The organism is Pseudomonas sp. 1912-s (genome assembly GCF_029269205.1).
In the GTDB taxonomy this organism is placed as follows: Bacteria; Pseudomonadota; Gammaproteobacteria; order Pseudomonadales; family Pseudomonadaceae; genus Aquipseudomonas.
On the sequence record NZ_JARIXR010000001.1, the window covers coordinates 396,666 to 422,213 of the forward strand.

The 25,548-nt window shown below is 62.3% G+C and carries 26 protein-coding genes; 11 read left to right on the forward strand and 15 right to left on the reverse strand.

Translation table 11 applies throughout. The features are described from left to right. The 3 genes from P3C29_RS01785 to yghU are packed head-to-tail and all read left to right on the forward strand — an operon-like array spanning position 1 to position 3,456. On the forward strand, positions 1 to 1,182 hold the full coding sequence (locus tag P3C29_RS01785) for an efflux RND transporter periplasmic adaptor subunit (RefSeq protein ID WP_275963774.1): 1,182 nt from the start codon (positions 1 to 3) through the stop codon (positions 1,180 to 1,182). Continuing rightward, positions 1,175 to 2,617 carry an efflux transporter outer membrane subunit gene (locus P3C29_RS01790; protein ID WP_275963775.1) on the forward strand — a complete coding sequence of 481 codons (1,443 nt, stop codon included), beginning with the start codon at positions 1,175 to 1,177 and terminating at the stop codon, positions 2,615 to 2,617. The genes P3C29_RS01785 and P3C29_RS01790 overlap by 8 nt, the downstream gene beginning before the upstream one ends. A 5-nt stretch (positions 2,618 to 2,622) precedes the next feature. Further along, entirely contained in the window at positions 2,623 to 3,456 is an 834-nt protein-coding gene (gene yghU, locus P3C29_RS01795) for a glutathione-dependent disulfide-bond oxidoreductase (protein WP_275963776.1), read from the forward strand. On the opposite strand, the gene P3C29_RS01800 is transcribed toward yghU, so the two are convergent. The 3 genes from P3C29_RS01800 to P3C29_RS01810 all read right to left on the reverse strand — a co-directional run bounded on the left by P3C29_RS01800 (position 3,389) and on the right by P3C29_RS01810 (position 6,724). After that, positions 3,389 to 4,747, reverse strand: a complete 1,359-nt coding sequence (locus P3C29_RS01800) for a cation:dicarboxylase symporter family transporter (RefSeq protein ID WP_201122591.1) — start codon at positions 4,745 to 4,747, stop codon at positions 3,389 to 3,391. The two genes, yghU and P3C29_RS01800, sit on opposite strands and share 68 nt — an antisense overlap. Before the next feature lie 91 nt (positions 4,748 to 4,838). Beyond that, complete coding sequence (locus P3C29_RS01805; RefSeq protein ID WP_275963777.1) at positions 4,839 to 6,047, reverse strand: pyridoxal phosphate-dependent aminotransferase; 1,209 nt, start codon at positions 6,045 to 6,047, stop codon at positions 4,839 to 4,841. An 11-nt stretch (positions 6,048 to 6,058) separates the two neighbouring features. After that, the gene (locus tag P3C29_RS01810) at positions 6,059 to 6,724 is read right to left on the reverse strand and encodes an RraA family protein (RefSeq protein WP_010175929.1); all 666 of its coding nucleotides are present in this window, start codon (positions 6,722 to 6,724) and stop codon (positions 6,059 to 6,061) included. 116 nt (positions 6,725 to 6,840) lie between these two features. Here P3C29_RS01810 and P3C29_RS01815 point away from each other — a divergent pair, with 116 nt between their 5' ends. Further along, a complete protein-coding gene (locus tag P3C29_RS01815) occupies positions 6,841 to 7,749 on the forward strand; it encodes a LysR family transcriptional regulator (protein ID WP_010175927.1) in 909 nt (302 codons plus the stop codon). Here the strand turns inward: P3C29_RS01815 and P3C29_RS01820 are convergent. Next, positions 7,734 to 8,627, reverse strand: a complete 894-nt coding sequence (locus tag P3C29_RS01820) for a LysR family transcriptional regulator (RefSeq protein ID WP_201122596.1) — start codon at positions 8,625 to 8,627, stop codon at positions 7,734 to 7,736. The genes P3C29_RS01815 and P3C29_RS01820 overlap by 16 nt on opposite strands. Then, complete coding sequence (locus P3C29_RS01825) at positions 8,620 to 9,537, reverse strand: LysR family transcriptional regulator (protein ID WP_275963778.1); 918 nt, start codon at positions 9,535 to 9,537, stop codon at positions 8,620 to 8,622. The genes P3C29_RS01820 and P3C29_RS01825 overlap by 8 nt, the downstream gene beginning before the upstream one ends. A 154-nt stretch (positions 9,538 to 9,691) precedes the next feature. Here P3C29_RS01825 and P3C29_RS01830 point away from each other — a divergent pair, with 154 nt between their 5' ends. The 3 genes from P3C29_RS01830 (at position 9,692) to P3C29_RS01840 (ending at position 12,824) form a co-directional block, all read left to right on the forward strand. Further along, positions 9,692 to 11,056 (forward strand): MFS transporter, encoded by a 1,365-nt coding sequence (locus tag P3C29_RS01830; RefSeq protein ID WP_275963779.1) that lies wholly within the window; start codon positions 9,692 to 9,694, stop codon positions 11,054 to 11,056. Between the two features lie 28 nt (positions 11,057 to 11,084). After that, positions 11,085 to 12,125, forward strand: a complete 1,041-nt coding sequence (locus P3C29_RS01835; RefSeq protein ID WP_275963780.1) for a hydroxyacid dehydrogenase — start codon at positions 11,085 to 11,087, stop codon at positions 12,123 to 12,125. A 96-nt stretch (positions 12,126 to 12,221) separates the two neighbouring features. Further along, positions 12,222 to 12,824 carry a hypothetical protein gene (locus P3C29_RS01840; protein WP_275963781.1) on the forward strand — a complete coding sequence of 201 codons (603 nt, stop codon included), beginning with the start codon at positions 12,222 to 12,224 and terminating at the stop codon, positions 12,822 to 12,824. Positions 12,825 to 12,838: 14 nt separating this feature from the next. Here P3C29_RS01840 and P3C29_RS01845 read toward each other — a convergent pair whose 3' ends face one another. Then, on the reverse strand, positions 12,839 to 13,423 hold the full coding sequence (locus tag P3C29_RS01845; RefSeq protein ID WP_275963782.1) for a TetR/AcrR family transcriptional regulator: 585 nt from the start codon (positions 13,421 to 13,423) through the stop codon (positions 12,839 to 12,841). Positions 13,424 to 13,537: 114 nt separating this feature from the next. Between P3C29_RS01845 and P3C29_RS01850 the strand changes: the two genes are divergently transcribed. Further along, positions 13,538 to 14,113, forward strand: a complete 576-nt coding sequence (locus tag P3C29_RS01850) for a flavodoxin family protein (protein ID WP_275963783.1) — start codon at positions 13,538 to 13,540, stop codon at positions 14,111 to 14,113. On the opposite strand, the gene P3C29_RS01855 is transcribed toward P3C29_RS01850, so the two are convergent. From P3C29_RS01855 to P3C29_RS01875, 5 genes are all read right to left on the reverse strand, one after another. Beyond that, the gene (locus P3C29_RS01855) at positions 14,088 to 16,523 is read right to left on the reverse strand and encodes a TonB-dependent siderophore receptor (protein ID WP_275963784.1); all 2,436 of its coding nucleotides are present in this window, start codon (positions 16,521 to 16,523) and stop codon (positions 14,088 to 14,090) included. The genes P3C29_RS01850 and P3C29_RS01855 overlap by 26 nt on opposite strands. A 74-nt stretch (positions 16,524 to 16,597) precedes the next feature. Then, positions 16,598 to 17,557, reverse strand: coding sequence for a FecR family protein (locus tag P3C29_RS01860; protein ID WP_201122611.1), 960 nt, complete (start codon positions 17,555 to 17,557; stop codon positions 16,598 to 16,600). 4 nt (positions 17,558 to 17,561) lie between these two features. Beyond that, a complete protein-coding gene (locus P3C29_RS01865; RefSeq protein ID WP_275963785.1) occupies positions 17,562 to 18,083 on the reverse strand; it encodes a sigma-70 family RNA polymerase sigma factor in 522 nt (173 codons plus the stop codon). Positions 18,084 to 18,178: 95 nt separating this feature from the next. Beyond that, positions 18,179 to 19,435 carry a hypothetical protein gene (locus tag P3C29_RS01870; RefSeq protein WP_275963786.1) on the reverse strand — a complete coding sequence of 419 codons (1,257 nt, stop codon included), beginning with the start codon at positions 19,433 to 19,435 and terminating at the stop codon, positions 18,179 to 18,181. A 41-nt stretch (positions 19,436 to 19,476) separates the two neighbouring features. After that, positions 19,477 to 19,770: a hypothetical protein gene (locus P3C29_RS01875; RefSeq protein WP_275963787.1), complete on the reverse strand. Its 294-nt coding sequence runs from the start codon at positions 19,768 to 19,770 to the stop codon at positions 19,477 to 19,479. A 218-nt stretch (positions 19,771 to 19,988) separates the two neighbouring features. On the opposite strand from P3C29_RS01875, the gene P3C29_RS01880 reads away from it, so the two are divergent. Further along, the gene (locus tag P3C29_RS01880; protein WP_275963788.1) at positions 19,989 to 20,912 is read left to right on the forward strand and encodes a LysR family transcriptional regulator; all 924 of its coding nucleotides are present in this window, start codon (positions 19,989 to 19,991) and stop codon (positions 20,910 to 20,912) included. On the opposite strand, the gene P3C29_RS01885 is transcribed toward P3C29_RS01880, so the two are convergent. Then, positions 20,815 to 21,519 carry a TetR/AcrR family transcriptional regulator gene (locus tag P3C29_RS01885; RefSeq protein WP_201122617.1) on the reverse strand — a complete coding sequence of 235 codons (705 nt, stop codon included), beginning with the start codon at positions 21,517 to 21,519 and terminating at the stop codon, positions 20,815 to 20,817. The two genes, P3C29_RS01880 and P3C29_RS01885, sit on opposite strands and share 98 nt — an antisense overlap. Positions 21,520 to 21,643: 124 nt before the next feature. Between P3C29_RS01885 and P3C29_RS01890 the strand changes: the two genes are divergently transcribed. Beyond that, positions 21,644 to 22,867 (forward strand): MFS transporter, encoded by a 1,224-nt coding sequence (locus P3C29_RS01890; protein WP_201122619.1) that lies wholly within the window; start codon positions 21,644 to 21,646, stop codon positions 22,865 to 22,867. 111 nt (positions 22,868 to 22,978) lie between these two features. Then, positions 22,979 to 23,359 (forward strand): type 1 fimbrial protein, encoded by a 381-nt coding sequence (locus tag P3C29_RS01895; protein ID WP_201122621.1) that lies wholly within the window; start codon positions 22,979 to 22,981, stop codon positions 23,357 to 23,359. A 15-nt stretch (positions 23,360 to 23,374) separates the two neighbouring features. Here the strand turns inward: P3C29_RS01895 and P3C29_RS01900 are convergent, their stop codons facing one another. The 3 genes from P3C29_RS01900 to P3C29_RS01910 all read right to left on the reverse strand — a co-directional run bounded on the left by P3C29_RS01900 (position 23,375) and on the right by P3C29_RS01910 (position 25,474). Next, a complete protein-coding gene (locus P3C29_RS01900) occupies positions 23,375 to 23,674 on the reverse strand; it encodes a DUF3144 domain-containing protein (RefSeq protein WP_010175907.1) in 300 nt (99 codons plus the stop codon). 82 nt (positions 23,675 to 23,756) lie between these two features. Continuing rightward, positions 23,757 to 25,049: a sorbosone dehydrogenase family protein gene (locus tag P3C29_RS01905; protein ID WP_275963789.1), complete on the reverse strand. Its 1,293-nt coding sequence runs from the start codon at positions 25,047 to 25,049 to the stop codon at positions 23,757 to 23,759. After that, positions 25,046 to 25,474, reverse strand: coding sequence for a DUF2231 domain-containing protein (locus tag P3C29_RS01910; protein WP_275963790.1), 429 nt, complete (start codon positions 25,472 to 25,474; stop codon positions 25,046 to 25,048). The genes P3C29_RS01905 and P3C29_RS01910 overlap by 4 nt, the downstream gene beginning before the upstream one ends. Positions 25,475 to 25,548 lie beyond the last annotated feature (74 nt).

The window sequence follows — 25,548 nt, forward strand, 5'->3', positions numbered from 1 at the left end:
ATGTCCATTTCCGTTTCCAATCCGGGTTCACCCCGCCGTAAATCCCGTGGTCTGCTCTGGCTGGTGCTGGGGCTGGTGGTGCTGGTTGCCGTGGTAGTATTCGGCATCGGCGTACGCGCCAGCGAATCCCGCGATCTGAAAACCTGGACCGACGCCCAGGCCTTGCCCAGCGTGATCCTGATCACCCCGAGCGTGCAGCCCCAGGGCCCGGTGCTGAACCTGCCGGGACGCCTCGAGGCGTACTCCCGGGCGTCGATCTTTGCCCGGGTCAATGGCTACCTCAAGACCTGGAACGTCGACATCGGCGACCACGTGAAGGCCGGGCAACTGCTGGCCGAAATCGACACGCCGGAGCTCGATCAGCAACTGCTGCAAGCCAAGGCCGTACTGGCTTCGGCCCAGGCCGACGAGTCGCTGGCACAAACCACCGCCAAGCGCTGGCAGGCGATGCTTGCGTCGGACTCGGTGTCGCGCCAGGACGTGGATGAGCGCACCGGCGACCTGACCGCCAAGCAGGCCAAAGTGGTCGCGGCCAAGGCCAACGTCGACCAGTTGATTGCCACCAAGGGCTTCCAGCGCCTGACCGCGCCGTTCGCCGGCGTGGTCACTGCGCGCTCCACCGATGTGGGGGCGTTGATCAGTGCCGGTGGCGCCACCGGCAAAGAGCTGTTCGCGGTCTCTGACGTCAGCCGCCTGCGGGTGTATGTGCAGGTGCCCCAATCGTCAGCGCCGCAGATCCAGGTGGGCACCGTGGCGCGTCTGAGCGTGCCGGAATATCGCGGTGAAACCTTCACCGCCAAGGTGATCGCCACCGCCGATGCCGTGAATGCCGCGTCCGGCAGCACCCTGGTGCAACTGCTGGTGGACAACCCCGGCAGCCGCCTGTTGCCGGGCGCCTACACCAGCGTGCAATTCACCTTGCCGGTGCAGACCGACGTGCTGCGCCTGCCCGCCAGTGCTCTTGTGTTCGATGACAAGGGCATGCGCGTGGCGACCCTTGATGGGAACAATCACGTGCACTTCAAGACCGTGACCATTGCCCGGGACTTCGGCGACAGCGTGGAAATCGGCAGTGGCCTGGCTGCCACCGACCGGGTGATCGACACCCCGCCCGACGGCCTGGCCGACGACGATTCGGTGCAACTGGCCGCCAACACCCCAGAGGCCAAACCCCATGGCTAAGCGCACTTGCCTAGTATTGGCCGCCACCCTGGGCCTGGGCGCCTGCCACCTTGCGCCGCCGTTGGATGTGCCAGAGGTGCCCGTGGCCGCGCAGTTTCACACCCAGGGGCCGTGGACCGTCGGCACGCCGAACGACCAAGCGAGCCGCGACGGTTGGTGGCACATCTACAAGGACCCGCAACTGGATGGCATGGAGCAGCAGTTGCTGCAAAACAACCCGGACTTGAGTGCGGCGCTGGCTCACTATTCCCAGGCCCAGGCGTTCGTGGCCCAGGCGCAATCCGGGCTGTTTCCGAAGATATCGGGGTTCGGCAATGCCCAGCGCATTCGTCAGTCCGACACCCGGCCACTGCGCGCAACCACGCCGCCGAATGTCTACGATTCCGGGACCCTGGGCGTGGAGGTGGACTATGAAGTCGACCTGTGGGGCCGTGTGCGCGACACCGTGGCCGCCGGCACCAGCGATGCCCAGGCCGCCAAGGCCGACCTGGCTTCGGTGCGCTTGAGCTTGCAGGCGCAGTTGGCCGACAGCTACATCCGCCTGCGTGGCATCGACCGGCAAGACCAGTTGCTGCAGCAAACCAGCGACGCCTATGCCAAGGCCTTGAGCCTGACCGAAGGCCTGCACGGCGGTGGCATCGTTTCCGGCCTCGACGTGGCGCGGGCGCGTACCCAACTGTCGACAGTCAAATCCCAACTGAGCCAGAACCTGGTGCAGCGTGCGGTGCTCGAACATTCGATAGCGGCGATGCTGGGTGAATCCGCATCGACCTACACGATTGCCCCCAGCGTTGCGGATATCGCCTTGCCCGGCGTGCCCACCGGTGTACCGTCTACGCTGTTGCAGCGTCGGCCGGACATTGCCGCCGCTGAACGCCGGATCGCCTCGGCCAACGCACGCATAGGCGTGGCCAAAGCCGCCTGGTTCCCGGCGGTTACCCTGAGTGCCCAGGGCGGTTTCCAGAGCGACGAGTTCGCGCATTTGCTGAGCGCGCCCAACCTGTTCTGGGCCATTGGCCCGTCGCTGGTGGGGACAATCTTTGACGGCGGCGCGCGCCAGGCCGGGGTCGACAGTGCCAAGGCGGCCACCGATGAAGCCGCGGCCAAGTACCGTGGTGTAGTGTTGACCGCGTTCGAGCAGGTAGAGAACAACCTGTCGATCATTTCGGGGCTCGACACCGCCCTGGTAGACCAGCGGGACGCGGCGGCTGCGGCGCAGTACGCCGAGGACTTGTCACTGGCGCGGTATCGCCAGGGCGGCGCGGCGTACCTGGATGTGGTGACGGCGCAAGTGGCGTCGTTGCAGGCACAGCGAACGGTGCTGGATCTACAGACTCAACAGTTAAGTGCCAACGTAGGGCTGATCAAAGCATTGGGTGGCGGCTGGAACCTGGCCCAGTTGGCCGACACCTCGCAATTGAACCCCAAGGAGTAATAAGCATGACTGATTACGTACCGCCAAAAGTCTGGACCTGGAAGACCCAAAACGGCGGCACCTTCGCCAGTATCAACCGGCCCATCTCGGGTGCGACCCACGACAAGGAATTGCCGGTAGGTCGTCATCCGTTGCAGCTGTATTCCCTGGCAACGCCCAATGGCCAAAAGGTCACGATCCTGCTGGAAGAACTGTTGGCCCTGGGGCACACGGGGGCGGAATACGATGCGTGGTTGATCAAGATCGGCGACGGTGACCAGTTCGGCAGCGGCTTTGTCGGGGTCAATCCGAACTCGAAGATTCCCGCATTGCTGGACCGCAGCGGGCCCAAGCCGATTCGGGTGTTCGAATCCGGGGCGATCCTGCAGTACCTGGCCGAGAAGTTCGGCGCGTTCCTGCCCATCGAGCCTGCGGCCCGTGCCGAGTGCCTGTCGTGGTTGTTCTGGCAAATGGGCAGCGCGCCTTACCTGGGCGGTGGTTTCGGGCATTTCTACGCCTACGCACCGACCAAGATCGAATACGCCATCGACCGTTTCGCCATGGAAACCAAGCGTCAACTGGACGTACTGGACAAGCAGTTGGCCGAGCGCGAATACATCGCCGGCGACGAGTACACCATTGCCGACATGGCGATCTGGCCGTGGTACGGCGGCCTGGTGAAAGGCCGCTTGTATGAGGGTGGAGAGTTTCTCTCGGTACAGGATTACACGCACGTGCTGCGTTGGGCCGATGCCATCGAAGCGCGGCCTGCGGTGCAGCGTGGGCGCCGGGTCAACCGCGTTTCGGGCGAGCCGTCAGAGCAACTGCGCGAGCGTCATGACGCGTCGGACCTCGACTGACCCCAGCGCTCCCTGTGGCGAGGGAGCTTGTTCCCTCACCACAGGTGTCAGCGGCGCCGTCACGGCGTTCCCACTTGGCGATCACCAGCGGTGCCAGGGCATTGCCCAGCACATTCAACGCGGTGGTCGGCATTTCCATCAGGCGATACACCCCGGCGATAAAGGCGATGCCCTCCAATGGCAAGCCCGCACTCGCCAGGGTCGCCGACAAGATCACGAACATGAACCCCGGCACCCCGGCCGCGCCCTTGGACGTCAGCACCATGGTCACCACCAGCAGTGCCTGGTCGCCAAGGCTCAGGTCGATGCCATACAACTGCGCCACAAACAAGGTGCCGATCCCCAGGAACAGCGACGCACCGTCCAGGTTGAACGAATACCCCACCGGCACCACAAAGCTCACCAGCGAAGGCGGCACGCCGTAGGTTTCGAGCTTCTTCATCAGTTGCGGCATCACCGCCGCGGAGCTGGCCGTGGAAAACGCCAGGATCAGCTCATCCTTGATATGCCGCATCAGCGCAAACAGGTTGATCCCGCACAGCCGCGCCACCAGGTTGAGCACCACCAGCACGAAGAACGCGATGGACACGTAGCTGACCATGATCAACTTGGCCAACGGCAACAGCGAGCTGAAACCGAAGTTGGCCACGGTGACCGCGATCATCCCGAACACGCCAATGGGCGAGTAGGCCATGATCATCGACGTCACCTTGAACATCGCCTCCGACACCCCGCGCAGCACGGCAATCACCGGGTCCTTGCGTTCGGCCGGCAAACGCGAAACCCCCAGGCCAAACATCACCGCAAAGAACAGCACCGAGAGCAAGCTGCCCTGGGCCATGGCGTTGACCACGTTGTCCGGGATGATCCCGACGATGATCTGCCCCAGGCTGTGGCCACCGCCGGCGCTGCTGGTGGGCAAGGTCATTGCACTGGCTTGCAGGCTGGACAACTCGGTGCCGGCGCCGGGCTTGAGCAGGTTGCCCATCACCAGCCCGACGATGATCGCCAGGGTGGTGATGCAGAAGAAATAGCTCAGGGACTTGACCCCGATGCGCCCCAGGGACTTGCCGTCACCGTGCCCGGCAATGCCCACCACCATGCAGGAAAACACGATGGGTACGACGATCATCTTCATCAGCTTGATAAAGATATCGCCCGCCGGTTGCAGCAGGTTTTCAATCAGCCATGGCCGGGATTCGGGGAAACGGTGCAGCAGGGCGCCGATGGCGATGCCGGCGAGCAAACCGATCAGGATCTGCCAGACCAGCGCGATGCGGGGCGTATGCATGGGAATGCCTCATTTATATCAATGATTATGAGTGTTGTTCTAGGCAGTCAGTGAGCGGCCATCCGTGGCCGCCGGGTGGGGCGGGAATCCGTCAGCGCAATCGATGGCACGCTTCATTCAGGCGACGGCAACCTTCTTCAATCACGTCAAGGGAACTGGCAAACGACAGGCGGATATACGGCGACATGCCGTACGCCGCACCACTCACCGTCGCCAGGCCGTGTTCACGCAGCAGGTGCTCGGCCAGTTGGGTGTCGCTGGTGATCCGTTCGTCGTGCCCGGTGGTTTTACCCATCAACCCGGCGACGTTGGCGAACACGTAGAACGCGCCGTCGGGCGGGGTGAAGGTCACGCCGGGAATGTCGTTCAACAAGCTCAGCATGCGTTCGCGACGTTGCTGGTACACCTCGCGCATCCCGGCGATAGGCGCCTGGTCGCCGGCGAATGCGGCCACCGCAGCGGCCTGGCTGAGGGAGCTGGGGCACGTGGTGGTTTGCGAGAGCAACTTGGCAATGGCTGCGATCAGCCAGGCCGGGCCGGCCCCGAAACCCAGGCGCCAGCCGGTCATGGCGTAGCCCTTGGAGGCGCCGTTGACGATCAGCGTGCGCGGCTTCAAGTCCGGTGCGAGTCGGGTCAGCGATACATGCCGTGCCTCGTCGTAGACGAAGTGCTCGTAGATCTCGTCGGCCATGATCAACACGTGGGGATGACGGCGCAGCACTTCGGCCAGCGCGAGCAGTTCGGCCTCGTTGTACACCGCGCCGCTGGGGTTGTTCGGGCTGTTGAGGATCACCCATTTGCTGCGCGGGGTGATCGCCTGTTCGAGGGCGTGTGGCGAGAGTTTGAAACCCAGTGATTCGTCGCCGGGGATGATCACCGGCGTCGCGTCATTCAGCCGCGCGATGTCCGGGTACGACACCCAATACGGCGTGTGCACGATGACCTCATCGCCGCGATTCAGGGTCGCCGCCAGGGCGTGATAAATGATGTGTTTGCCACCGCAGCCGGCGACCACTTCGTCGAGGCCGTAGTCCAGCTGGTTATCGCGTTTCAGCTTGAGGCAGATGGCCTGGCGCAGGGCGAGGGTGCCGGTGGTGGCGGTGTAGTGAGTGTCGCCGCTGTGCATTGCGGCGCTGGCGGCTTCGAGGATATGCGCCGGGGTATCGAAGTCCGGCTCGCCCACGGTGAAGTTGACGATGTCCCGGCCCTGGGCGCGCAGTTCGGTGACCAGCGCGTTGGCCGCGATGCTCGGGGAGGGCGCAATGCCCAGCACCCGGTCCGACAGAAATGCAGTGCTCATGATGATCCCCTTCAATCCGCCAGGCCGGCCTGTTTCAAGACCTTGTCCATCCAGCTCTGGCGCACCGCACCGGTGGCGATTTCGGCTTTCACTTCTTCTTCATGGGCGGCGTGTTGGGCGGCCTTGCGCAGCACCTCGGCGGCGTCGGCCTGGGAGAAGGCGACCAGGCCGTCTTCGTCGCCCACCAGCAAATCCCCCGGGTTGATCAACATGCCGCCGATGGACACCGGCACATTCACCTCGCCCGGGCCGGTCTTGTAAGGGCCGCAATGCACCACGCTGCGGGCGTAGCAGGGGGTGTCCTCGAAGCTCGCGACATCCCGAATCGCCCCGTCAATCACAAACCCCACGCAGCCGCGTTGCTGGGCGTAGAGCTTGACCAGCTCGCCGATCACCGCGTTGTTGGTGTCGCCCTGGGCGTCCACCACCAGCACGTGGCCCGGCTGCAGCATGCTCATGGCCTTGTAGATCAGCAGGTTGTCGCCGGGGCGGGTTTTCACCGTGAGCGCGGTGCCCACCAGCTTGCCGGTGCGGTTGTAGCGGTTCAGCCCCCGGGCGCCGATGTGCCGGCCGAGGTTGTCGCTGATGTGCGGGGTGACCACCTGGGCAAACGCTTCAAGCACCTCGGCAGAAGCCAGGGGCGGGTTGGGCAGGATGCGGGAACCGGGCAAGGACATGGCGTATCTCCGATTGATCTTGTTGGACTGTGGCTAGATCTTAGGAGCGATGAACATACAGTTTTAGCGATATTTTATTATCTGATAGGATCGCTTTTTCTCATGGGAGGTGGCCGATGATCACGTTCAAGCAAATCGACGCGTTGTACTGGATTGCCGAGTTGGGCAGTTTCGAGGCCGCGGCGAACAAGCTGAATATGTCGCAGTCGGCGATTTCCAAGCGCATCCAGGAGCTGGAAGAAACCTTCGATGTGCAGGTCTTCGACCGCAGCAAGCGCAATGCGCGGTTGACCGAAAAAGGCGCCGAGCTGCTCGACTACGGCAAGGACCTGCTGGAGCGCCGTGACTACCTGCTGGAGCGGGTCAGCGCCCGGGAAGTGCTGGTGCGCAGGTTTCGCCTGGGGGTCACCGAGCTGACCGCATTGACCTGGTTGCCCGCCCTGGTCGAAGCGCTGCGCGAGGCTTATCCCAAGGTGCAGATCGAGCCGTCGGTGGAGTTGAGCAGCGAGCTGTTTCGCAAACTGGAAAGTGATCAACTGGACCTGGTCATCGTGCCCGATGCCTACAGTGATTCGCGGTTCCTGAGTACGCCGCTGGGCAGTGTGGAGAATGCCTGGATGTGCGTGCCCGGGCTGATCCCTGACAACGACCCGGTCAGCCTCGGGGTGCTGGCGGACTACACCGTGCTGACCCAGGGCTCGCAGTCGGGCACCGGCTTGACCTACGAGCGTTGGCTGGCGGCCCACGAGGTGCAGCTGCCCCGCACCCTGACCAGCCATAACCTGCTGGTTCAGGTGGGCCTGACCCTGTCAGGCGTGGGCGTGAGCTACCTGCCCACGGCCTGCCTTTCACACCTGGTAGAGGCGGGGGCATTGCGGGTATTGGTCACCGAACCGGCCTTGCCGAGCATCCGTTATGTGGCCCTGCACCGCTCGGACCGCCAGCTCGGTTTGAACCGCAACGTTGCGCAACTGGCCCGCCGATGCTGCGATTTTTCCCGGCTGTTGCTTCAGCGGTTTGTATGAGCCGCCGCGCACTGGCTGGCCAGCTCTGCCAGGGAGGCAGTCAGGCCGAGGTGGCCATGCTTGAGGAAGGCCAGTTGATAGTTGACCGGCTCGGGCGGGGTATCCAGGAGCATTTCCTGGAGTTCGCCACGCCGGACCTCATCACCAAACAGCCCTCGGGGTAAGCAACTGACCCCGACCCCGGCGCGGATCAACGCCACCAGCGCGAACAGGCTGTTGCTGCCATACACGCGGTTGAACTCGATCCCCGCCCGGGCAAACAACTGCTCGCAACGCTGGGTGATCCCCGAGTGCGCGCCCTGGACAATAACGGGCCACTGCGCGAGTTCCTTGAGGGACAGCGAGCGCGCATGCAACGCCAGGCCCGCCGGTGCCAACCAGGTGAATTCGACGGATTGCAAATCGATCGCCGCCATTGCCGGCGTCACGTAGTCCTGCGGGATCACCACCAGGTCCAGCTCGCCATCCAGCAACTTCCTTTGCAGCGACGCCGAAAGGTCAACATCCGGGTGCAAGGCCACCTCCGGGTGAACTGCTTTCACCCGCGCCGCAAAGTCCGAAAACCAGGTCACCGTCACCAGTTCCGTGAGCCCCATGCGCACTGTGCGCAGGGCGTGCCGCGATGCTCCGCGCAGCCCGTCAAGCCTGGCGAGGCTGTCGATCAAACCTTCACAGGCCTCCAGCAGTTCGGCGCCTTTGGCACTCAAGTGCGCCTTGGGCCCCGCGCCTTCGAACAGCGGCAGGCACGCCTGCTTTTCCAACTCCTGCAAACGCTTGGTGACCGCCGATTGGGTGAGGAACAACTGCGTGGCCGCACGCTGCAAGGTGCCGAGTTTCAAGGTCCAGTAGAACGCTTCAATCTGCTTGAGGTTAATCATGCTCAAGGCCCTCCCGCTGATAGGGGTGGTGCAGGTCGCAATGGGTCCGGATCAACTCGATGACATGCCGCTGGAACGGGCTGTAGCTGTCGGCCCGGGCGAGCGCCACATAGGGTGTCGACGGCAGCGGCGGCTCGACACACAGCCGCACCAGTTGCCCACTCGCCAGGTAGGGTGCGGCGGTGGAGTCGGGCAGGTAGGTGACGCCGAGCCCCGAGACGGTCAGGCCGACCAGCGCGGCCAGGCTGCTGCAGGGAATATGCGCCTGGGGGCTGGCGTGCCGGGTGGCGAGCCAGCGGTCTACCAGCAACCCTGAGCCTGAGAGCTTGCCCTGGGTGAGCAGGGTGTAGCGGGTCAGGTCTTCCAGGGCCAGCGGCCGCTGGTGGTCGAGCAGGCCCGGGGCGCAGAACCAGCTATTGTGCACCGCATCCAGCGCAACCTTGACCAGGCCGTTCGAGCTGAAGGCATCCGGCACCACGATCACGTCCACCTGGCCCGCCATCAGCAACCCGTGCAGGCGCACGCTGAGCTCCACTTCCGGCTCGATGCGGACCTTGGGATAGTGGGTCGAAATTGCCTTGATCAGGCGCGGCAGCCAGGTCAGGGCGCTCAGTTCGGTAATGCCGATGCGCAGTTTGCGGCTCAACACCTCGGGGCTGATCAGGCAACTGCTGACGATGTCGCGTTGCAGCAGCACCTGCCGGGCGTGGGTCACGACTTCGGCGGCCATCAGGGTCGGTTTGGCGCTGCGCCCGCTGCGGTCGAACAGCGGGAAACCCAGCCAGTGCTCCAGTTCCTGGATCTGCCGGGTGATCGCCGACTGCACCAGCCCCAGGCGCGTGGCAGCACCCTCGAAGGTGCCGTGATCGACCACGGCAATCAATGCTTCCAGCTGTTTGAAGGTGGCCACAGGTGTTGTCTCATCTGGGTTTGGAATATTTTTAGTTCACGGAATATCCCTATGTCTACTTAAATTTCCTCGGCACTATTTGGCTCACGGCCTACTGGCGTGAATGACCCTTCACGAAGTTACCGACCATAAATCCAATAAAATCGGTGAAGAAATGAACGCGGATTCGAAGCCTGCCAGCGGCTTTCGCTGGGTTGTGGCGGCCCTGTTTTTCCTGGCCTATATGGTTGCCGGCGCCGACCGCGCGAACATCGGCGTGGTGGTGCCTTTCATCAAGCAGGAATACCACCTCAGCAACACCGACATCGGTGCCCTGGCCAGCCTGTTTTACCTGACCTACGCCATCGTGCAGATTCCCGCGGGCTACCTGTTCGGCAAGTACGGCATCCGCAAGCTGCTCACCGGCTCCCTGGTGCTGACCTCACTGGCCACGCTCTTGATCGGCTTCACCGGCAGCGTGCTGCAACTGAAGCTGGCGCGGGCGTTGTTGGGGGCGGCGGAAGGGCCGATCAATATCGGGATCGTGTCGATCATCAACCGGTGGTTTCCGCCGAGCGAGAAGGGCCTGGCCACCGGTATTTTCATGTCCTCGATCAAGTTCGCGCCGGCCTTTGTACCGCCGTTGTGTGCCTGGATCGTGCACCTGTATGGCTGGCGCGAGGTGTTCTACTTCTTTGCCGTGCCGGGGTTCTTTGTCGCGCTGCTGTGGTGGTGGCTGGTCAAGGATGACCCGGCGGACAGCCCGTATGTATCGCCCAGCGAAGTGCGGCATATCCAGGGCACCGAGGTGCACGGGCAGGTGGTGGCCAGGCCCATGGTGCGCATGCCGGCATGGGTCGACAGGCTGATTCGCAGCCGCGACGTCAAACCCCTGGCCGACAACAAAAGCATCCTGGCGTCGTGGAATGTGTGGGCCTGTGCGTTCGGCTATTTCATGATGGTGGGCATTACCTATTCGATCATGACCTGGATCCCGACCTACCTGATCACCGTCAAACAGTTTTCGGTGATCACCATGGGCGCGGTGGCGTCGGCCCCGTGGGTGGGCGCGGTGATCGGCAACCTGCTGGGTGGCTGGCTGTCGGACCGGGTCTTCGACAAGCGCCGCAAGCCGGCCATGCTGATCAGTTCGCTGGCCACGGTGGTGATGATGTTTGTGCTGCTGCATTCACCGAGCGATCCGGCGTTGCTGGCGGCAGTATTCCTGCTGGCGGGCGTGTTGCTGAATATCGGTTTCTCGACCTTCCTCGTGTACCCCATGGGCCTGGCGACCAAGGACCGGGTGCCGTTTGCCGCCTCCATCGTCAATACCGGCGGCTCGCTGGGCGGGGCCTTCGCGCCGTTCGTGGTCGGCCTGCTGCTGGACAGCTTCAGTTGGGACTACGTGTTCGGCTTCCTGGGTGTGTGTTCGCTGATCACCTTCGCCACCGTGCTGACCATGATCGAACCACGGCCCGCTGCGCGTGCGCAGGATCACCGCGAGCCCTTGGCATCGCCCCTGGCTCACGCCAAACCCTGAACCACTCACTTTTTTTGAAGGATCCCGGATGAACGATTCGTCGCGCGTCATGCAGGTTTGTCGGCTCGATTTATGGATCAGCCCCGTGTTTGACGAACTAGTTTCCAGCGAGGCCAACCTGGCGCTGCAGGTGCTGGCTCATCAGGGCGAGGACCCGCGCACCCTGGCAGCCCTGAGCCGGGCCCATGCCTACCATGTGTCGGCGGCCAAGGACGAGCTGCCTCGGGCGTGGTTCGTCAACGAGGCGTTGATCGCGCAGTGCCCTGATCTGCTCTGCGTGTCTTCCGGTGGCGCGGGCTTTGATACGGTAGACGTCGATGCCTGCACCCGTGCAGGCATCGCGGTGGTGAACCAGGCGGGCGCCAATGCGTTTTCGGTGGCGGAGCACACCTTCGGTTTGCTGCTGGCGGTGGTCAAGCGCATCGTCGAGTCCGACAACAAACTGCGCCGTGAACGCGGTTTCAGCCGTGAAGACCTGATGGGCGAAGAGATCCACGGCAACACCCTCGGGCTGATCGGCCTCGGTGAAATCGGCCGGCGCACGGCGCGCATCGCCCAGGGTTTTGGCCTGGAGGTGCTGGCGTACGATCCGTACCTGAGCGCTGAACAAATCCGCGAGCGGGGCGCACAGCCGGTGACCCTGGAGGCGTTGCTGGGGCGCAGTGACTACGTGTCGTTGCACTGCCCGTTGAACGCCACGACTCACCACCTGATGGGGGCCGAACAGTTCGCGGCGATGAAGCCGGGCGCAGTGTTTGTCTCCACCGCCCGGGGCGGCATTCATGACGAAGCGGCGTTGTTCCAGGCCTTGAATAACGGCCACCTCGGGGGCGCCGGCCTCGACGTGTGGGCCTGCGAGCCGCCGGCGCAGGACGCGCCCCTGATGACGCTGCCCAATGTGGTCGCCACCTTCCACACGGCGGGCGTCACCCACGGCGGGCGGCGCAATGTGGCGAGGTCATCGGCGCAACAGATCGCCGCGATGCTGCGGGGCGAGCGCCCGGCGCATCTGCTGAACCCGCAGGTGTGGGAACGGTTCTGTGAACGCCTCAGCCAGGCCAGGGGTTGAGCGTCATATGTTTAAAGTATTCAAGTCGCATTATCTGGATATTTTTCAGGGGGCAACCGCGCTGATAGGCTTCTGAAAAACACGAGAACTGCCGACATGAAGTGCAGCAGCACCTTCGCCACTGTGCTGATCTCCTTCGCCTGGATGACGGTGGGAGCCAGTTGCACCAGCGTCGACCTCCAGGCCGGGGCCAACGCCAGGCACGACACTGATGCTCGCCAGGTCCTGCGCCTGGGCCATGACGCCCAGGCCTACCCGTTCCTGCTCTACGCCAGCGCCGATCTCTACAACCCGCCCAAATCCGTCGAGCGCGCCGTGGTGATCATCCGCGACGAACACACCAGGCTGGCGGGCGCCGCCAAGTTCTCCGGCGAACGCACGCTGTTGCTGGCCCCCGACTTCCTCACCCCGGAGGATGCAGGCGCCAGCGACGACATGCCCCTGTGGCCCCGGGACCAGTGGGCGCAAGGCATCGAATCGCAATATGGCCACAAGGGCATCCCGGCTTTCCAGGTGCTTGATGACGTGGTGCACTACCTTTCCGACCGGCAGCGATTCCCGGCCCTCAAGGAAATCATCATGGTCAGCCATTCGGCAGGCGCGCAGTTGATGCAACGCTACGCCGTGGTCAATGACCTGGACCCCGGACTCAACGCCCACGGCCCGAGCGTCCGCTACATGGCCACCCTGAATCGCTGAGTGCGGCGCTGCTTTCACACATCCGCCAGCAGTAACGTGGAGGCCAGTGAGAGGAAATCCTCGTAGGGTTCGGTGGTGCGGTCCACCTTGCCGCGCAGTACGCTGCCCTGCAGCGCATTGATCAAGAAGCGCGCCGTGGCCTCGGGCTCCAGCCCGGCGCGAAACTCCCCGCTGGCCACGCCCTCGCGCACCAGTTGTGCAAATGGCCTGGCCCACTCGGCAAGGATATCCACCAGGGTGTTGCGCACGTCGTCGTGGCGCATGCTCATCTCGGCGGCCAGGTTGCCGATCAGGCAGCCATAGCCGTAATCCTCGCAGTCCCCGGGCGTAGAAATCCGCACCAGAGCCTCAAGCTTGCCCAGGTTATTCAGCTCGGTGTTGGCCAGGATGGCTTCGGCATTGGCGGTCCAGCCGTTGAAATAGCCCTTGAGGGCTTCGCTGGCAAAGGCTTCCTTGGAACCGAAATGCCCGAAGAACGAGCCTTTCTGCATGCCTGCCTCTTCCACGATGGCGTCCACCGAGGAACCGGCATAGCCCTGGCGATGTAACACCGCAATGCCTGCTGCCAGCAGCTCGTCCTTGCGTGAAGGTCGCCCCATCGTTATGCCCGCCTTTTCGAAAACAGTTGAAAAAGAGTCTAGGGTCACGTCTTGACGAGAGTCAAACCGACTGGTCAGTATGGTTACTCAAAAATCCTGACAGGACAGCTGCACATGACCAACACAGTAGTGGTGTTTTTCTCTGGCTACGGCCATACCCGCCGCGTCGCCGAGACCGTGGCTGAAGGCGCAGGCGCGCGGCTGCTGGAAGTGGACGAACAGGGAAATATTCCCGAAGACGGCTGGGAACTGTTGAGCGCCGCCGACGGGATCATCTTCGGCACGCCCACCTACATGGGCTCCAGCGCCTGGCAGTTCAAGAAGTTCTCGGACGCCACCGCCAAGTACTGGTTTACCCGGGGCTGGCAAGACAAGGTGTTTGGCGGCTTTACCGTGAGCGCCAGCTTCAGCGGTGACAAACAGGTCACGCTGATCGGCCTGCAAACCCTGGCTTCCCAACACGGCGGCATCTGGGTCAGCCTGGGCCTGCTGCCGGCCAACACCGTGGCCGCCACCCGTAACGACGTCAACAACCTGGGCGGCTCGGTGGGCCTGATCGTACAGGCCCCGGCGGATGCGGACGCCTCCGGCATTCCCGAGGGCGACATGAAGACCGCGCTGCTCTACGGCGAGCGGGTGGCGAAGATCGCCGGACGCCTCACACTCACCAACGATACGTCACCGAACTGACCAACTGGCGCTCATCGCCATACCGGCAAATCGCGAACTCGCAGTAGGTGTAGCGTTTGTTGGTGACGTTATTGGCGTTGAGCGCAACTTCCCAATGCGGGTCGATCTCGTAGCTGGCGCGGGCGTCATACAGCGTATACGCGGGCATCTCTGACGGCACGCCGGAGGCTTGGGTGGTGCCTTTATAGCGCGCTCCGCCGCCGAGGCGCAGTTGCGGCAAGCCGAGTTCTGCCAGGCGGTAATCGGCCCAGAGGGCAGCCTGGTGGTAGGGCGTGTCTTCGCTGCGCTGGCCGATTTCGCTGGCGATATTGCTTTTGGTAATGCGGGCGTCGATGTAGGCGTAAGAGCCGATCAGGCTGAGGTTCGGCGTGACTTCGGTCTTGGCCTCCAGCTCCAGCCCACGGGAACGCACCTCGCCGGTTTGTACCGAATAGGTGATATCGGTGGGGTCCTGGGTCAGTACGTTTTTTTGCACCAACTGATACACGGCGGCGCTCAGCAAGGTGGCGCTGCCTTCGGGTTGGTAGCGAATGCCGATTTCGTATTGCTTGCCTTCGGTGGGTACAAACGCTTGCCCTGTCTTGTCCACGCCTGCCACCGGAAAGAATGACTCGCTGTAGCTCAGGTAGGGCGCCAGGCCGTTGTCAGCCTTGTACACCAGCCCCGCACGCCAGGTGGTGGCCTCGTCGCTCTGGCTGGTTTTAGCGGAGTTGCGAAACAGTTCAGTGTCCTGGTCGGCCCAGTCGTGGCGGCCACCGAGTACGGCAATCCAGTGTTCGTCGAAGCTGATCTGGTCCTGGAAATACACGCCTTTTTGCAGGGCATCGATCTGCGAGCCCCGGTCGGTATTCGGTGCGCGGTTGACCACCACCGGCTGGTTGTTGGCGTAGTTCGCCAGGTTCAACGACGGTGCATTGCCACGGAAATTGTGGGAGTCGTAACTGGTGTCATAGCCGTCGAAGCCCAGCAGGAAGGTGTGCTGCCAATCACCGAATTGCCATTTGCTTTCGAGGTTGGTGTCGCTGGCCAGGCCACGGGAACGTTCGACGCGGTCGCTGTACTGGCGGCGCAGGATGCCGGTGTTTTGCGCCGTGGCGATGAAGGCGGGCGTGGCGTTCACTTGCAGGTAGCGCCAGGTCACCTCCGACTGGTAATAGCGCAGCTTGTTGCTGAGGCGGGTGTGCTCGTCGAACCGGTGCTCGAACTCGTAGCCCAGCGCCGACATCTCACCGTTCATTTCGTCGTAGTTCGGGTCGCCGATAAAGTCGTGACGGCCAATCTGGAACTTGCCGTCGCCGACGCCTTTTACCAACTGATAGGGCAGTGGCGCCGAGAAGCGGGTCTCGGTCTTCTGGTAGAACGACAACAGGGTCAGCGAGGTGTCGTCATCCGGGCGCCAGGTCAGGGCCGGGGCGACGTAGACCTTGTCGTTGTTGATGTGGTCGGCGCTGGTGTCGCTCTTGCGGTCCAGCAGGGTCAGGCGGTAGCTCAAGGTCTCGCTGTCGCCCAGCGGGCCGGTGAAGTCGGCGGACAATTGCTTGCGATTGTTTTGCCCGGCCTGCACGTTCACTTCGTGGTACGGCGTCTGGCTCGGGCGCTTGCTGACGGTGTTGATCAGCCCGCCCGGCGACAGTTGGCCGTAGAGCACCGATGCCGCGCCGCGAATCACTTCGGCGCGTTCCAGTCCATAGGGTTCCTGCACGCCGTCGTAGGAGTTGTTTTGCAGGCGCAGGCCGTCTCGCAACGATCCGCCGGTGGCCGACTCGACGTCGAAACCCCGGATGCGAAAGCGGTCCGACGTGCGGTTGAAACTGGTGGGCTGGCTGGTGAAACCGGGCGTCAGGTCGAGGGTCTGGGACAGGGTTTCCGATTGGCGATCACGGATTTCGTCGCTGGTGACCACTGACAGCGATTGCGGGGTTTCGATGATCGGCGTGTCGGTCTTGGTGGCGCTCAGGTTGCGGGTGGCCACGTAGCCTTTGACGTGTTCGGTGGAGGCTTCTTCGGTCAGCCCGGTCACGGAAGTGGGCGCCAGTTCCAGTGAGCCCGAAGTGTTGCTCACCGGCGTCAGCACAAACCCGTTGGCACCTTGCACGGCCTGGAAACCACTGCCTTGCAGCAGCCGGACAAAACCCTGGTTGACGGCGAACTCGCCTTGCAACCCGGCGGTGCTTAAACCGGCCACGCTGCGGGCATCGAACAGCAACGCCACGCGCGCCTGCTGGGCGAACAGATTCAGCGCCGGACCCAGGGCACCGGGTGCAATGGCGTAGCGCTGCACCTCGCTCTGGGCCGCCGCCGGCGAGCTGATGCCAAGGCCCAACAGGGAAAACGTCGCCAGGTTGATCGCCAGGGCAAGGGGCACGAAAGAACGCGTGGGGTGGCGCGAAACGCTGAAATCCGACGGCATGGAAGAGGTTCCTGTGATGAGGTGCTTTCTTCCTTGACGGGGCGATTAAAAAAAGCGGAACCCGGCGCGCCGGTTTATTTTTCGCGCTCGATCTTCAACCACAGCGGGCTGAACGAGCGCACCCGCACCGGGAACGCATCGCTGATCAGTTGCAGTGCACGTCGTGGCTCGTCCAGCGGCAGTACCGCCGACACCCGCAGGTCGGCCAGTTGCTCGCGGTCGAACTGCAGGTGTCCGCCATACTGGCGGGCGAGTTCATCGAGCACTTCCGGCAGCGGCCGGTCCTGGACCACCAGTTGGTGGTACTGCCAGGCGTCGTTGGTCGCCCGGGTGTCGACATGGCCCAACGGAGTGACCGCTTGCGGGGTGATGCGCGCCTGTTCACCGGCGCTGACCTCGACGGCCGGGTGATGGTTGGCATCCTGGGCGGCGACCTTCGATTCAAGCAGGGTCAGCAGCGTGCCGGGCGCCTCGCGCTTGACCGTGAAGCGGGTACCGAGTGCGCGCATTTGTCCGTCCTCAGTCACCACGATAAATGGCCGCGTGGCGTCGTGGGCCACCTGTACGAGGATCTCCCCGCGCAGCAGCTTCACCTGGCGTTGCTGCGGGTTGAAGGTCAGGTCCACGGCGCTGTTGCCGCTGAGGATCAACTGCGAGCCGTCGTCCAGGTCGATTCGCTGCCACTCGGCCGGCGCGGTGCGCTGGTCGGCCAGTAAATAACTCGGCGGATAACTGCGCAGCAGCAACGCCAGGGGCAGGGCGAGCATCAACCCAAGCACCACTCTGCCGGCCGGGTTGCGCCGACGTTTCACCAACGCCGCATCCAGCGCGGCCTGCACCGGCGCGTGTTGCGGGCGCAACGCCTGCAAGCGGCCGACGAAGCCTTGCAGGCGCTCGATTGCGGCAGCATGGTGCGGGTCCTGGGCTTTCCACTGCTCGAACTGCTGGCGCTCGCGCTCGCTGAGGTTGCCGTCGTGCAGGCGCATTATCCAGTTGGCGGCCTGCTCGTCGAGGCTCTGCGGGGAGTCAAGCATCGGCTCAAACATCCAGCGCGTGGTGGCAGTGCACCAGGGCGTTCATCAGGTGTTTGCGCACCATGCGCTCGGAAATCCCCAGGCGGCTGGCGATGTCAGCCTGGCGCAGCCCTTCCAGGAAATGCATGAGGAACGCCTGCCGGGCATTCGGCGCCAGGCCGTCGAGCACGAACGCAATCTGCTCCAGGGCTTCGAGGGTCAGCAGGATCTGTTCCGGCGATTGCTGGCAGCTTTCCAGCAGGTCGATTGTCAGTGCCAGTTCCCGCAGGTAAGCGTCCTCGATCTGGCGGCGGCGGGCGCGGTCGATGATCAGGTGGCGCGCCGTGGTCGTGAGGAACGCCCGAGGCTCGCGCATGCCGCCCAGGGCATCGCGGGAGGCGAGGATGCGCACGAAGGTGTCATGGGACAGGTCCGCCGCGTTTTGCGGGCAACCGAGCTTTTTCCGCAGCCAGCCGAACAGCCAGCCATGGTGCTCGGCGTAGAGCATATGGACGGCCTGGTTCAAGGGAAGGTCGCTGGCGGACATGTCGGGAGTGTCTGCGGATAAGAATTATTCGCAAGGTTAGCGGGGGGACGGTAGACAGCGCAAGTGCCTATTCTCCCCGCTCTGCATCAGGGATTTTAGGGTAGTGATGAAGTGGGTTCAGGCCGCATGTCGTCGTGAAACCAGCCAGTGGTGATTAAAATAATGTCCTTGATCTCATCCGATGTCAGGGGTTTGCCTTTTGCTGCACTACGTGGCGCTTTGGGTTCTATGCGAGATTTCGCTTTCTTGCCTAGCTTTGCTATACGATTTCCTCTGCGCAAGTTGTCACATATTTTCATGGTGATGTCGAAAATTAAATCGTAATGGCGTTTCTGGTCATCCATTAGTTGAATTGCGAAGCTTTCGATTTTGGCTGAAATGGCCTCGTCATCGAATTCTGAAAAAGTGCGTAAGTGACCTTCGTAACTAAATAAAAGATGAGACTTTAAACAGTGGCTGCGGGCTTGGATTCTCGGCATATTGTCTCTTTTCCAGTCGCTGCCTACGGGGCCGTTGCCTCTTGGTAAGTTGGGAAATCGACGAATGTATTCAAATGCCTGGAGATGATAAAATCCGATATAAATAGCACGTAAAATTTCAGTTTGATCTAATTCGTTAACGATGGCGTCCACGGATAACAGGTCGGCAGCCAAGATGTCACAAAATATCTCTTCATGAATTGCTGGGTCAACTAAGGCTGCAAGCGTAGCTTGAGTGAAGTCGCACTTTTTTTTACTAATAAAGTCTTTTCTGATCTCGTTGATAAGCTGTTCAAGATCCATGTGGTGATAGGCCGCTGGAGGGGCGGCCCGCATTTGAAGAATCAATTCGTCTAGTGGCAGGGTTTTCTGCGTGATGCATTCCTCAACTAGACGTTGAACCTGCTCTCGCACTAAAGGCTGTAGCTTGGGTTCTGCATAAATGCGATGACCAAACTCATGGTAGAAATAGAAACGCTCTTGAGCATTAGTCAAGGTGTCGCGAAGTTTCTCATTTGTAAATTTACCCTTGAGTTTGTCGCGCTCTTGGGCATAAATTGACGCGCAATGAAGTGATTCGTTAAGGTTCCCTACTTCAAGTAATCGCTCTGAGAGAACTTTATGGAAGTATATAAATGCTGGTTCGTCATCGTCTGCTTCTATAAATATACGGTTCAGCAAATTCATGGACTGGCCCATGTACTGGTCGTATATTAGCCAAGTATGCTCGCCAAAAGTTCTAGTCTCGGCCTGGCGGCTAGGTGAGTAGACTATTCTGATATTTAAATTAATATCCATGCTTTCGGCGAAAATCTTTATTTTGTCGATGGTCGATTCGTATAGGTCAGTATTTACACGCTGCTGTACGTTCATGCGCGTAGCACTTATTAGACGGTCAACTCTTTCGGCGCCGTTCACCGTTCGGTATCTGCTTTGAGTGCTTTGTCGACTATGGCGTGTAGCGCTTTTTCGCTAACTCCGCGTATCTCAACACCTTTCACGGTGACCCGCACGTGCTTTCTCGCAGCAAGTTGGGCGTTGACGATGTCGACTATACCTTTTATCACCAAAGGGGCGAGTGTCATTACCACAGTAAATACAGTGATCCCATCCATGCCGTGACGTTTTGAAGTTTCAGCTTGGGGGTCGAGATTTATCAGTTGGTTGAGCGCTTCAGTTTCCGAGATTTCAACTGAGACATCCGGCATGGTATTCGTCCTTGAGAGTCATTTGGGTCTATGCGGTGTCATCTAGTCTGCGACACGAGCTTTAATAGGGGCCTCAGTATGAACATATAAGCTTTTTTTGGAAAGAAGTAATGTCAATGTGATATCGCTTCTATTGATCAGTGAATTCGCTGTATTGGTGCGCCAAAACGTAGGAAAGTGTAGGGCAGTCGTTCAGCGGATACCCGGTGTAATCAATCATGAAGCGCCATTTCGAAGACTTGCAGCTGGGCAGCATCGAGCTGTTCTGCCTGGCCGCCGAGGCCAACAGTTTTACCGCCGCCGCCCAAGTGGCGGGCGTGACCCCGGCGGCCGTCAGCCGCAGCATCTCGCGGCTGGAAGAGCGCCTGGGCTCCCGGCTGTTTGTGCGCACCACCCGCAGCATCCGCCTGACCGATGGCGGCCGGACGTTTTTCGAGCAATGCCGCCAGGCCCTCACGCAACTGGTGGAAGCGCAACAGGAAATGATGGGCGCGCAATCGGTGCCGTCCGGGCTGTTGCGCATCAGCATCCCGACCACTTACGGCCATCACCGCATCCTGCCGCTGCTGCCGAAATTTCGCGCGCTGTACCCGCAGGTCACCGTGGATATTCACATCAGCAACCGCAACATCGATTTTGTCGCCGAAGGCTACGACCTGGCGATCCGCGTGCGCGCCCAGCCGGACTCGACGCTGATCGCGCGCTTGCTCGAAGACGCCAAGCTGGTGGTGGTTGCATCGCCGGCGTATCTGCAGCGCGCCGGCACGCCCCAGACCCTGGAGGATTTGCCGGTCCATGAGTGCATCCAGTACGAATTGCCGAGCAATGGGCGGCGCATTTCCTGGTTGTTCCAGGCCGATGGCAAGGAGCGGGAATTTGCCGGTGAGGCCGGGTACAGCTGCTCCGACGATGTGCTGGGTGGCGTGACCCTGGCCAAGCATGGCGCCGGGCTGTTCCAGACCTACAAATTCATCGTCGAGCAAGAGTTGGCCAACGGCAGCCTGGTGGAGGTGTTGCAGCCTTACGGCGGACGTTCGCGGCCGTTTACCTTGCTGTATCCCCACGGCCGCTACGTGCCCCATCGGGTGCGGGCGTTTGTCGACTTTCTGCTGGAGCACCGTACCGAGTGGGCGGCGCTGTAGCGGCGGACACATCCCAGGTCAGCATCAACTGGCCGATTGCGGCGTCGATGGCGCTGGCCTCCACGCCATCCCGGGCGAGGATCGACACGCCCTGCAGAAAACTGTCGTAGACCGTGGCCATGGCACGGGCGTTGGTCTCGGCGGGCAACTGGCCGGCACTGATGCCGCGCTCCACGCAATGCACGATGCCCGCCCGGGTGCGCTCCCGCGAATGGGTCAGCGCATGGGTCACTTGCGCGCTCTCGGGGGAGGGCGCGCTCATCACGCCCAAAGCCACCATGCAGCCCTTGGGGTGGCTGTCTTCACACTGCATGCGCGCCGATTGGCGCAGCGCGGTCTCGATGGCCTGGCGCGGCGGCAGGCTGTTATCCCACAGGCATTCGGTGACCTGGGCAAAGGTCGCCAGATAACGCTGCACGCACTCCTGGAACAGCGCGTCCTTGGAGCCGAACGCCGCGTAGAAACTCGGCGCGGAGATGCCGCCGCCCAATCCGGCTTTCAACTGGCTCAGGGACGTCGCGTCGTAACCGTGCTGCCAGAATAGGTGCATGGCCTGTTCCACGGCCTGGTCGCGGTCGAAGGTGCGGGGGCGGCCCATCTGTGCCATGTGGAAATCCTCTCGGGTGATGAGATAAATACTAGTCGATACATAAGTCGTTGACAACGCTGCGTAGGGCGCCCAACATTTATATCGATCGGTACTTAAGTCCTCTTCTTCAAGGAGTTTCCCTGTGACCCCCTCAACCACCTTATCGGCAGACGCCGTCCCCGACCGCTTGCCCATCGGCGCCTTGCTCGCCCTGGCCATGACCGGCTTTATCTGCATCGTCACCGAAACCCTGCCGGCGGGCCTGTTGCCGCTGATCAGCGACGGCCTGTCGATTTCAGCGTCCATGGCCGGGCAGATGGTCACCGCCTATGCGCTGGGCTCGGTGTTGGCGGTGATCCCACTGACCATTGCTACTCGCGGCTGGCGCAGACGCAATGTGCTGCTGCTGACTATCGTCGGTTTTCTGCTGTTCAATTCCATCACCGCGCTGTCGTCCCACTATGGGCTGACACTGCTGGCGCGGTTCCTCGCCGGGATGGCGGCGGGGCTGGCGTGGAGTTTGTTGGCCGGGTATGCGCGGCGCATGGTGGCGCCGCATCAACAGGGCAAGGCCATGGCGCTGGCCATGGTGGGAACCCCGATTGCGTTGTCACTCGGGGTGCCGCTGGGCACCTGGCTGGGCGGGCTGGTGGGCTGGCGCACGACGTTCGGCGTCATGTCGGCGCTGACGTTGGTATTGATTGTGTGGGTATTGGTGAAGGTGCCGGACTACCCCGGCCAGTCGGCCCATCAGCGCATGGCCCTGCGCAAGGTACTGACCACGCCGGGCGTGCGGCCGGTGCTGGCGGTGGTGATTGCCTGGATGCTCGCCCACAACATTCTCTACACGTACATCGCCCCGTTTGTGGCCCCGGCGGGGTTGGTGGACCGGGTGGACCTGGTGCTGTTGGTGTTTGGTGTGGCGGCGCTGGTCGGGATTTGGATGACCGCCAGATTGGTGGATGCAGCGCTGCGCAACACGGTGCTGGTGAGCCTGGCGGCCTTTGCGGCGACGTGCCTGGCGTTCGGTTTTCTGGCGCAGGTGCAGGGCGTGATTTACCTCGGTGTGGCGGTGTGGGGCCTGAGTTTTGGCGGCGCTGCAACGTTGCTGCAAACGGCATTGGCGGACGCGGCCGGGGACGGGGCTGACGTGGCACTGTCGCTGAACGTGGTGGCCTGGAACAGTGCGATTGCGGGAAGTGGTGTGGTCGGCGGAGTGTTGCTCGATACCTGGGGTGTGGCTTCTTTCCCATGGGCGATGTTGGCGCTGCTGGCGGTGGGCTTCGCGATTGTGTGGCGTGCGCGATTCCATGGCTTCAAGCCGGGGCACAGGGCACACGGCAAGCCTGCAGTTGGCGGGCACTGATATTTCCAAAGTCTGTGGAAAAACCGCTGCTAACATCAGACAAATCTTAAAATAACCCGCCACTCGGCCGATATCCCTGGGCATAGGCTTTATCACCCAGGGAGTATCGGCATGCGCATCACGAGAATGTCTGCAATCCATGTTGGCCTGTTGTTCAGCCTGTCCGGTGCCTGCATGGCTGCAGGCTCCGTAGGGCAGGGTGTCATCACGTTTCACGGCAGCATCGTCGAGGCGTCTTGCACACCGCTCGCCGTGGCCCACGGGATGACGCTCAACAACTGCCCGACGTCCGCACGCGGCAGTGCCATCAGCGTGCGCAGCGTGGCACCGGTGGGCTCGGTCACGGCCCTCGATCACAGCGCCGTGAACGTGAAGCTGGTCGCCGACAGCGGCCGGGGAGACCGCTATTACCAGCAGCAATACGCGTTGGTGGATGGCCAAGGGAAGCCTGTGACCTCGGGGCAGTATCTGATTACGCTGACCTCGCCTTGAGGAAAGAAAGCCAGCTTATTCAGGTGCCTTGACGAGCATGTACTGGCTGAAATTATTGATGTGATCATCCAGATTATCCTCAAGCATCATCCGGTACTGATCACAGAAATACTTCAGCATCGCCTCACGCGCCTGGGCCATTTCTTCGCCGGATTTAAAGCTGCGTGCGCTGACCCAGGCGTTGAAGCGTGTGGTGCCAAACATCATCGAGGCGCTGACTTTGCCCAGGTCGGCGAACGCCCTGAACTGTTCGTTGGACAGCTCGATGTGCGCGTCCGCGCGATCGTAGAAGCCGTTGTCGGTGGTGTCTGGCATTGCGGTTACCTTCCTGTTCGTGAGTGCGGCGAAGGTACCGCCACGCTCCACGGGAAGGCAACCACGTTGGCCGCTTCAGGCCTTATTTATTGCGCGTCACCCTCCACACCGTGTTGGCCAGGTCATCGGCAATGATCAGCGCACCCTTTGGATCAACCGTGACCCCCACCGGCCGCCCGCGAGTCTTGCCATCGTCCCCGCGGAAACCCGTGGCGAAGTCCAGCGGCTCACCGGCAGGCCGGCCATTGCTGAACGGCACGAAGATCACCTTGTAGCCCACCGGATTGTCCCGGTTCCAGCTGCCGTGCTCGCCGACGAAGACGCCGTCGGCATATTTCTCGCCCATGGCCGGGATGGAAAAATCGACGCCCAGCGCGGCGACGTGGGAACCCAGGCTGTAATCCGGCTTGATCGCGGCGGCGACCTTGGCCGGGTTCTGCGGTTGGGCGCGGGTGTCGACGTTCTGGCCCCAATAGCTGTAGGGCCAGCCGTAGAATTCGCCTTCGCGCACCGAGGTCAGGTAATCCGGCACCAGGTCCGGCCCCAGTTCATCCCGCTCGTTGACCACTGCCCACACCTGCCCGGAGCCCGGTTGAATGGTCAATGCCGTCGGGTTGCGCAAACCGGTTGCATAAGGCTTGTGGGCACCGGTGGCGGCGTCGATCTGCCAGACCATCGCCCGGTCAATCTCGACTTCCATGCCGCGCTCGGTGATGTTGCTGTTGGAGCCGATGCCCACATACAGCGAGCGGCCATCGGGGCTGATCGCCAGGGATTTGGTCCAGTGGTGATTGATCGCGGCGGGCAGCTCGGTGACGGTGGTGGGCGGGCCACCGGCCTTGGTCTGGCCGTCTTCGTAGTCGAAGCGCACCAGCGCATCCTGGTTCGCCACGTACAGCTTGCCGTTGGCAAAGGCCAGGCCGTAGGGCGCGTTGAGGTTTTCGGCGAACACGGTTTTCAGCTCGTAGGTGCCGTCACCGTCGGCATCCCGCAATAGGGTCAGGCGGTTGCCGCCCTTGACCTTGGTGTTGCCCTCGGCCTTGATCACACTGGCGATCACGTCCTTGGGCTTGAGCTTTGCCGCGCTGCCGCCGCGGCCTTCGGCGACGAGGATGTCGCCGTTGGGCAGCACCAGGGTCTGGCGCGGGATTCGCAGGTCGGTGGCGATGGCCGTGATGCTGAAACCCTCGGGCACCGTGGGTTTTTGCTCGCCCCAGGCCACCGGTTCGGCGATCTTCATGCTGGGCAACAGGCCGCGCTGGGGTTCCGGCAGCTTGGGGTCGGGGCCGCGAGCTTGAGTGCTGTCGGCTTCGCCACCGCAGGCGCTCAACAACATCGCCATGCTTAAAACGGTCAGCGTGCTGGAAGGCTTCATTGGGCACCTCCCGAGCGCAGGTTGGTCAGCCCGACCCACGTGGTCACGCAGGCCAGCAGGGTCACGACGGCAGACAGCACCAGGCCCGAAGGCATCACGGCCCAGGCATCCTTCGCATGCTCAAAGGCATTTACCAGGCCCAGCGCCCAGGTCCCCAGCAACAGCAGGAAGTACACCGTGGGGCGCCCGGCCTTGCGGTCGGCACGCAGCAGGTTGACCAGTGCAAACAATCCCGCCAGCCCGCAGAACAGCAGGGCGCCGGCGATCAGCCAGGCGGCGAAGTTGCTCCATTGGATCTGGTAGGTCTGGTAGTAGGCAATGTCGCTCAGCAGGGCGCCGAGAAACAGCGGGACGGTACCGGCCAGCAAGGTCGCGTGAAGCGGGCCAGGCGTGCAGCGGTAGATGAGGGTGGTGGTGTCGGTCACGGGCGGCTCCTTATCGTTGAGCGGCCCTGATGAGGCTCATCAGGGCCGCGCTGACTGCGCTTAAGGAAGGAGCG

Coding starts and splice junctions, on each gene's coding strand:
- P3C29_RS01870 (WP_275963786.1), bottom strand. CDS start 19,435: ATGAACGTACAGCAGCGTGTAAATACTGACCTATACGAATCGACCATC.
- P3C29_RS01805 (WP_275963777.1), bottom strand. CDS start 6,047: ATGAGCACTGCATTTCTGTCGGACCGGGTGCTGGGCATTGCGCCCTCC.
- P3C29_RS01830 (WP_275963779.1), top strand. CDS start 9,692: ATGAACGCGGATTCGAAGCCTGCCAGCGGCTTTCGCTGGGTTGTGGCG.
- P3C29_RS01845 (WP_275963782.1), bottom strand. CDS start 13,423: ATGGGGCGACCTTCACGCAAGGACGAGCTGCTGGCAGCAGGCATTGCG.
- P3C29_RS01810 (WP_010175929.1), bottom strand. CDS start 6,724: ATGTCCTTGCCCGGTTCCCGCATCCTGCCCAACCCGCCCCTGGCTTCT.
- P3C29_RS01875 (WP_275963787.1), bottom strand. CDS start 19,770: ATGCCGGATGTCTCAGTTGAAATCTCGGAAACTGAAGCGCTCAACCAA.
- P3C29_RS01895 (WP_201122621.1), top strand. CDS start 22,979: ATGCGCATCACGAGAATGTCTGCAATCCATGTTGGCCTGTTGTTCAGC.
- P3C29_RS01785 (WP_275963774.1), top strand. CDS start 1: ATGTCCATTTCCGTTTCCAATCCGGGTTCACCCCGCCGTAAATCCCGT.
- yghU (WP_275963776.1), top strand. CDS start 2,623: ATGACTGATTACGTACCGCCAAAAGTCTGGACCTGGAAGACCCAAAAC.
- P3C29_RS01790 (WP_275963775.1), top strand. CDS start 1,175: ATGGCTAAGCGCACTTGCCTAGTATTGGCCGCCACCCTGGGCCTGGGC.
- P3C29_RS01905 (WP_275963789.1), bottom strand. CDS start 25,049: ATGAAGCCTTCCAGCACGCTGACCGTTTTAAGCATGGCGATGTTGTTG.
- P3C29_RS01900 (WP_010175907.1), bottom strand. CDS start 23,674: ATGCCAGACACCACCGACAACGGCTTCTACGATCGCGCGGACGCGCAC.
- P3C29_RS01880 (WP_275963788.1), top strand. CDS start 19,989: ATGAAGCGCCATTTCGAAGACTTGCAGCTGGGCAGCATCGAGCTGTTC.
- P3C29_RS01860 (WP_201122611.1), bottom strand. CDS start 17,557: ATGCTTGACTCCCCGCAGAGCCTCGACGAGCAGGCCGCCAACTGGATA.
- P3C29_RS01850 (WP_275963783.1), top strand. CDS start 13,538: ATGACCAACACAGTAGTGGTGTTTTTCTCTGGCTACGGCCATACCCGC.
- P3C29_RS01855 (WP_275963784.1), bottom strand. CDS start 16,523: ATGCCGTCGGATTTCAGCGTTTCGCGCCACCCCACGCGTTCTTTCGTG.
- P3C29_RS01865 (WP_275963785.1), bottom strand. CDS start 18,083: ATGTCCGCCAGCGACCTTCCCTTGAACCAGGCCGTCCATATGCTCTAC.
- P3C29_RS01815 (WP_010175927.1), top strand. CDS start 6,841: ATGATCACGTTCAAGCAAATCGACGCGTTGTACTGGATTGCCGAGTTG.
- P3C29_RS01800 (WP_201122591.1), bottom strand. CDS start 4,747: ATGCATACGCCCCGCATCGCGCTGGTCTGGCAGATCCTGATCGGTTTG.
- P3C29_RS01835 (WP_275963780.1), top strand. CDS start 11,085: ATGAACGATTCGTCGCGCGTCATGCAGGTTTGTCGGCTCGATTTATGG.
- P3C29_RS01840 (WP_275963781.1), top strand. CDS start 12,222: ATGAAGTGCAGCAGCACCTTCGCCACTGTGCTGATCTCCTTCGCCTGG.
- P3C29_RS01820 (WP_201122596.1), bottom strand. CDS start 8,627: ATGATTAACCTCAAGCAGATTGAAGCGTTCTACTGGACCTTGAAACTC.
- P3C29_RS01885 (WP_201122617.1), bottom strand. CDS start 21,519: ATGGCACAGATGGGCCGCCCCCGCACCTTCGACCGCGACCAGGCCGTG.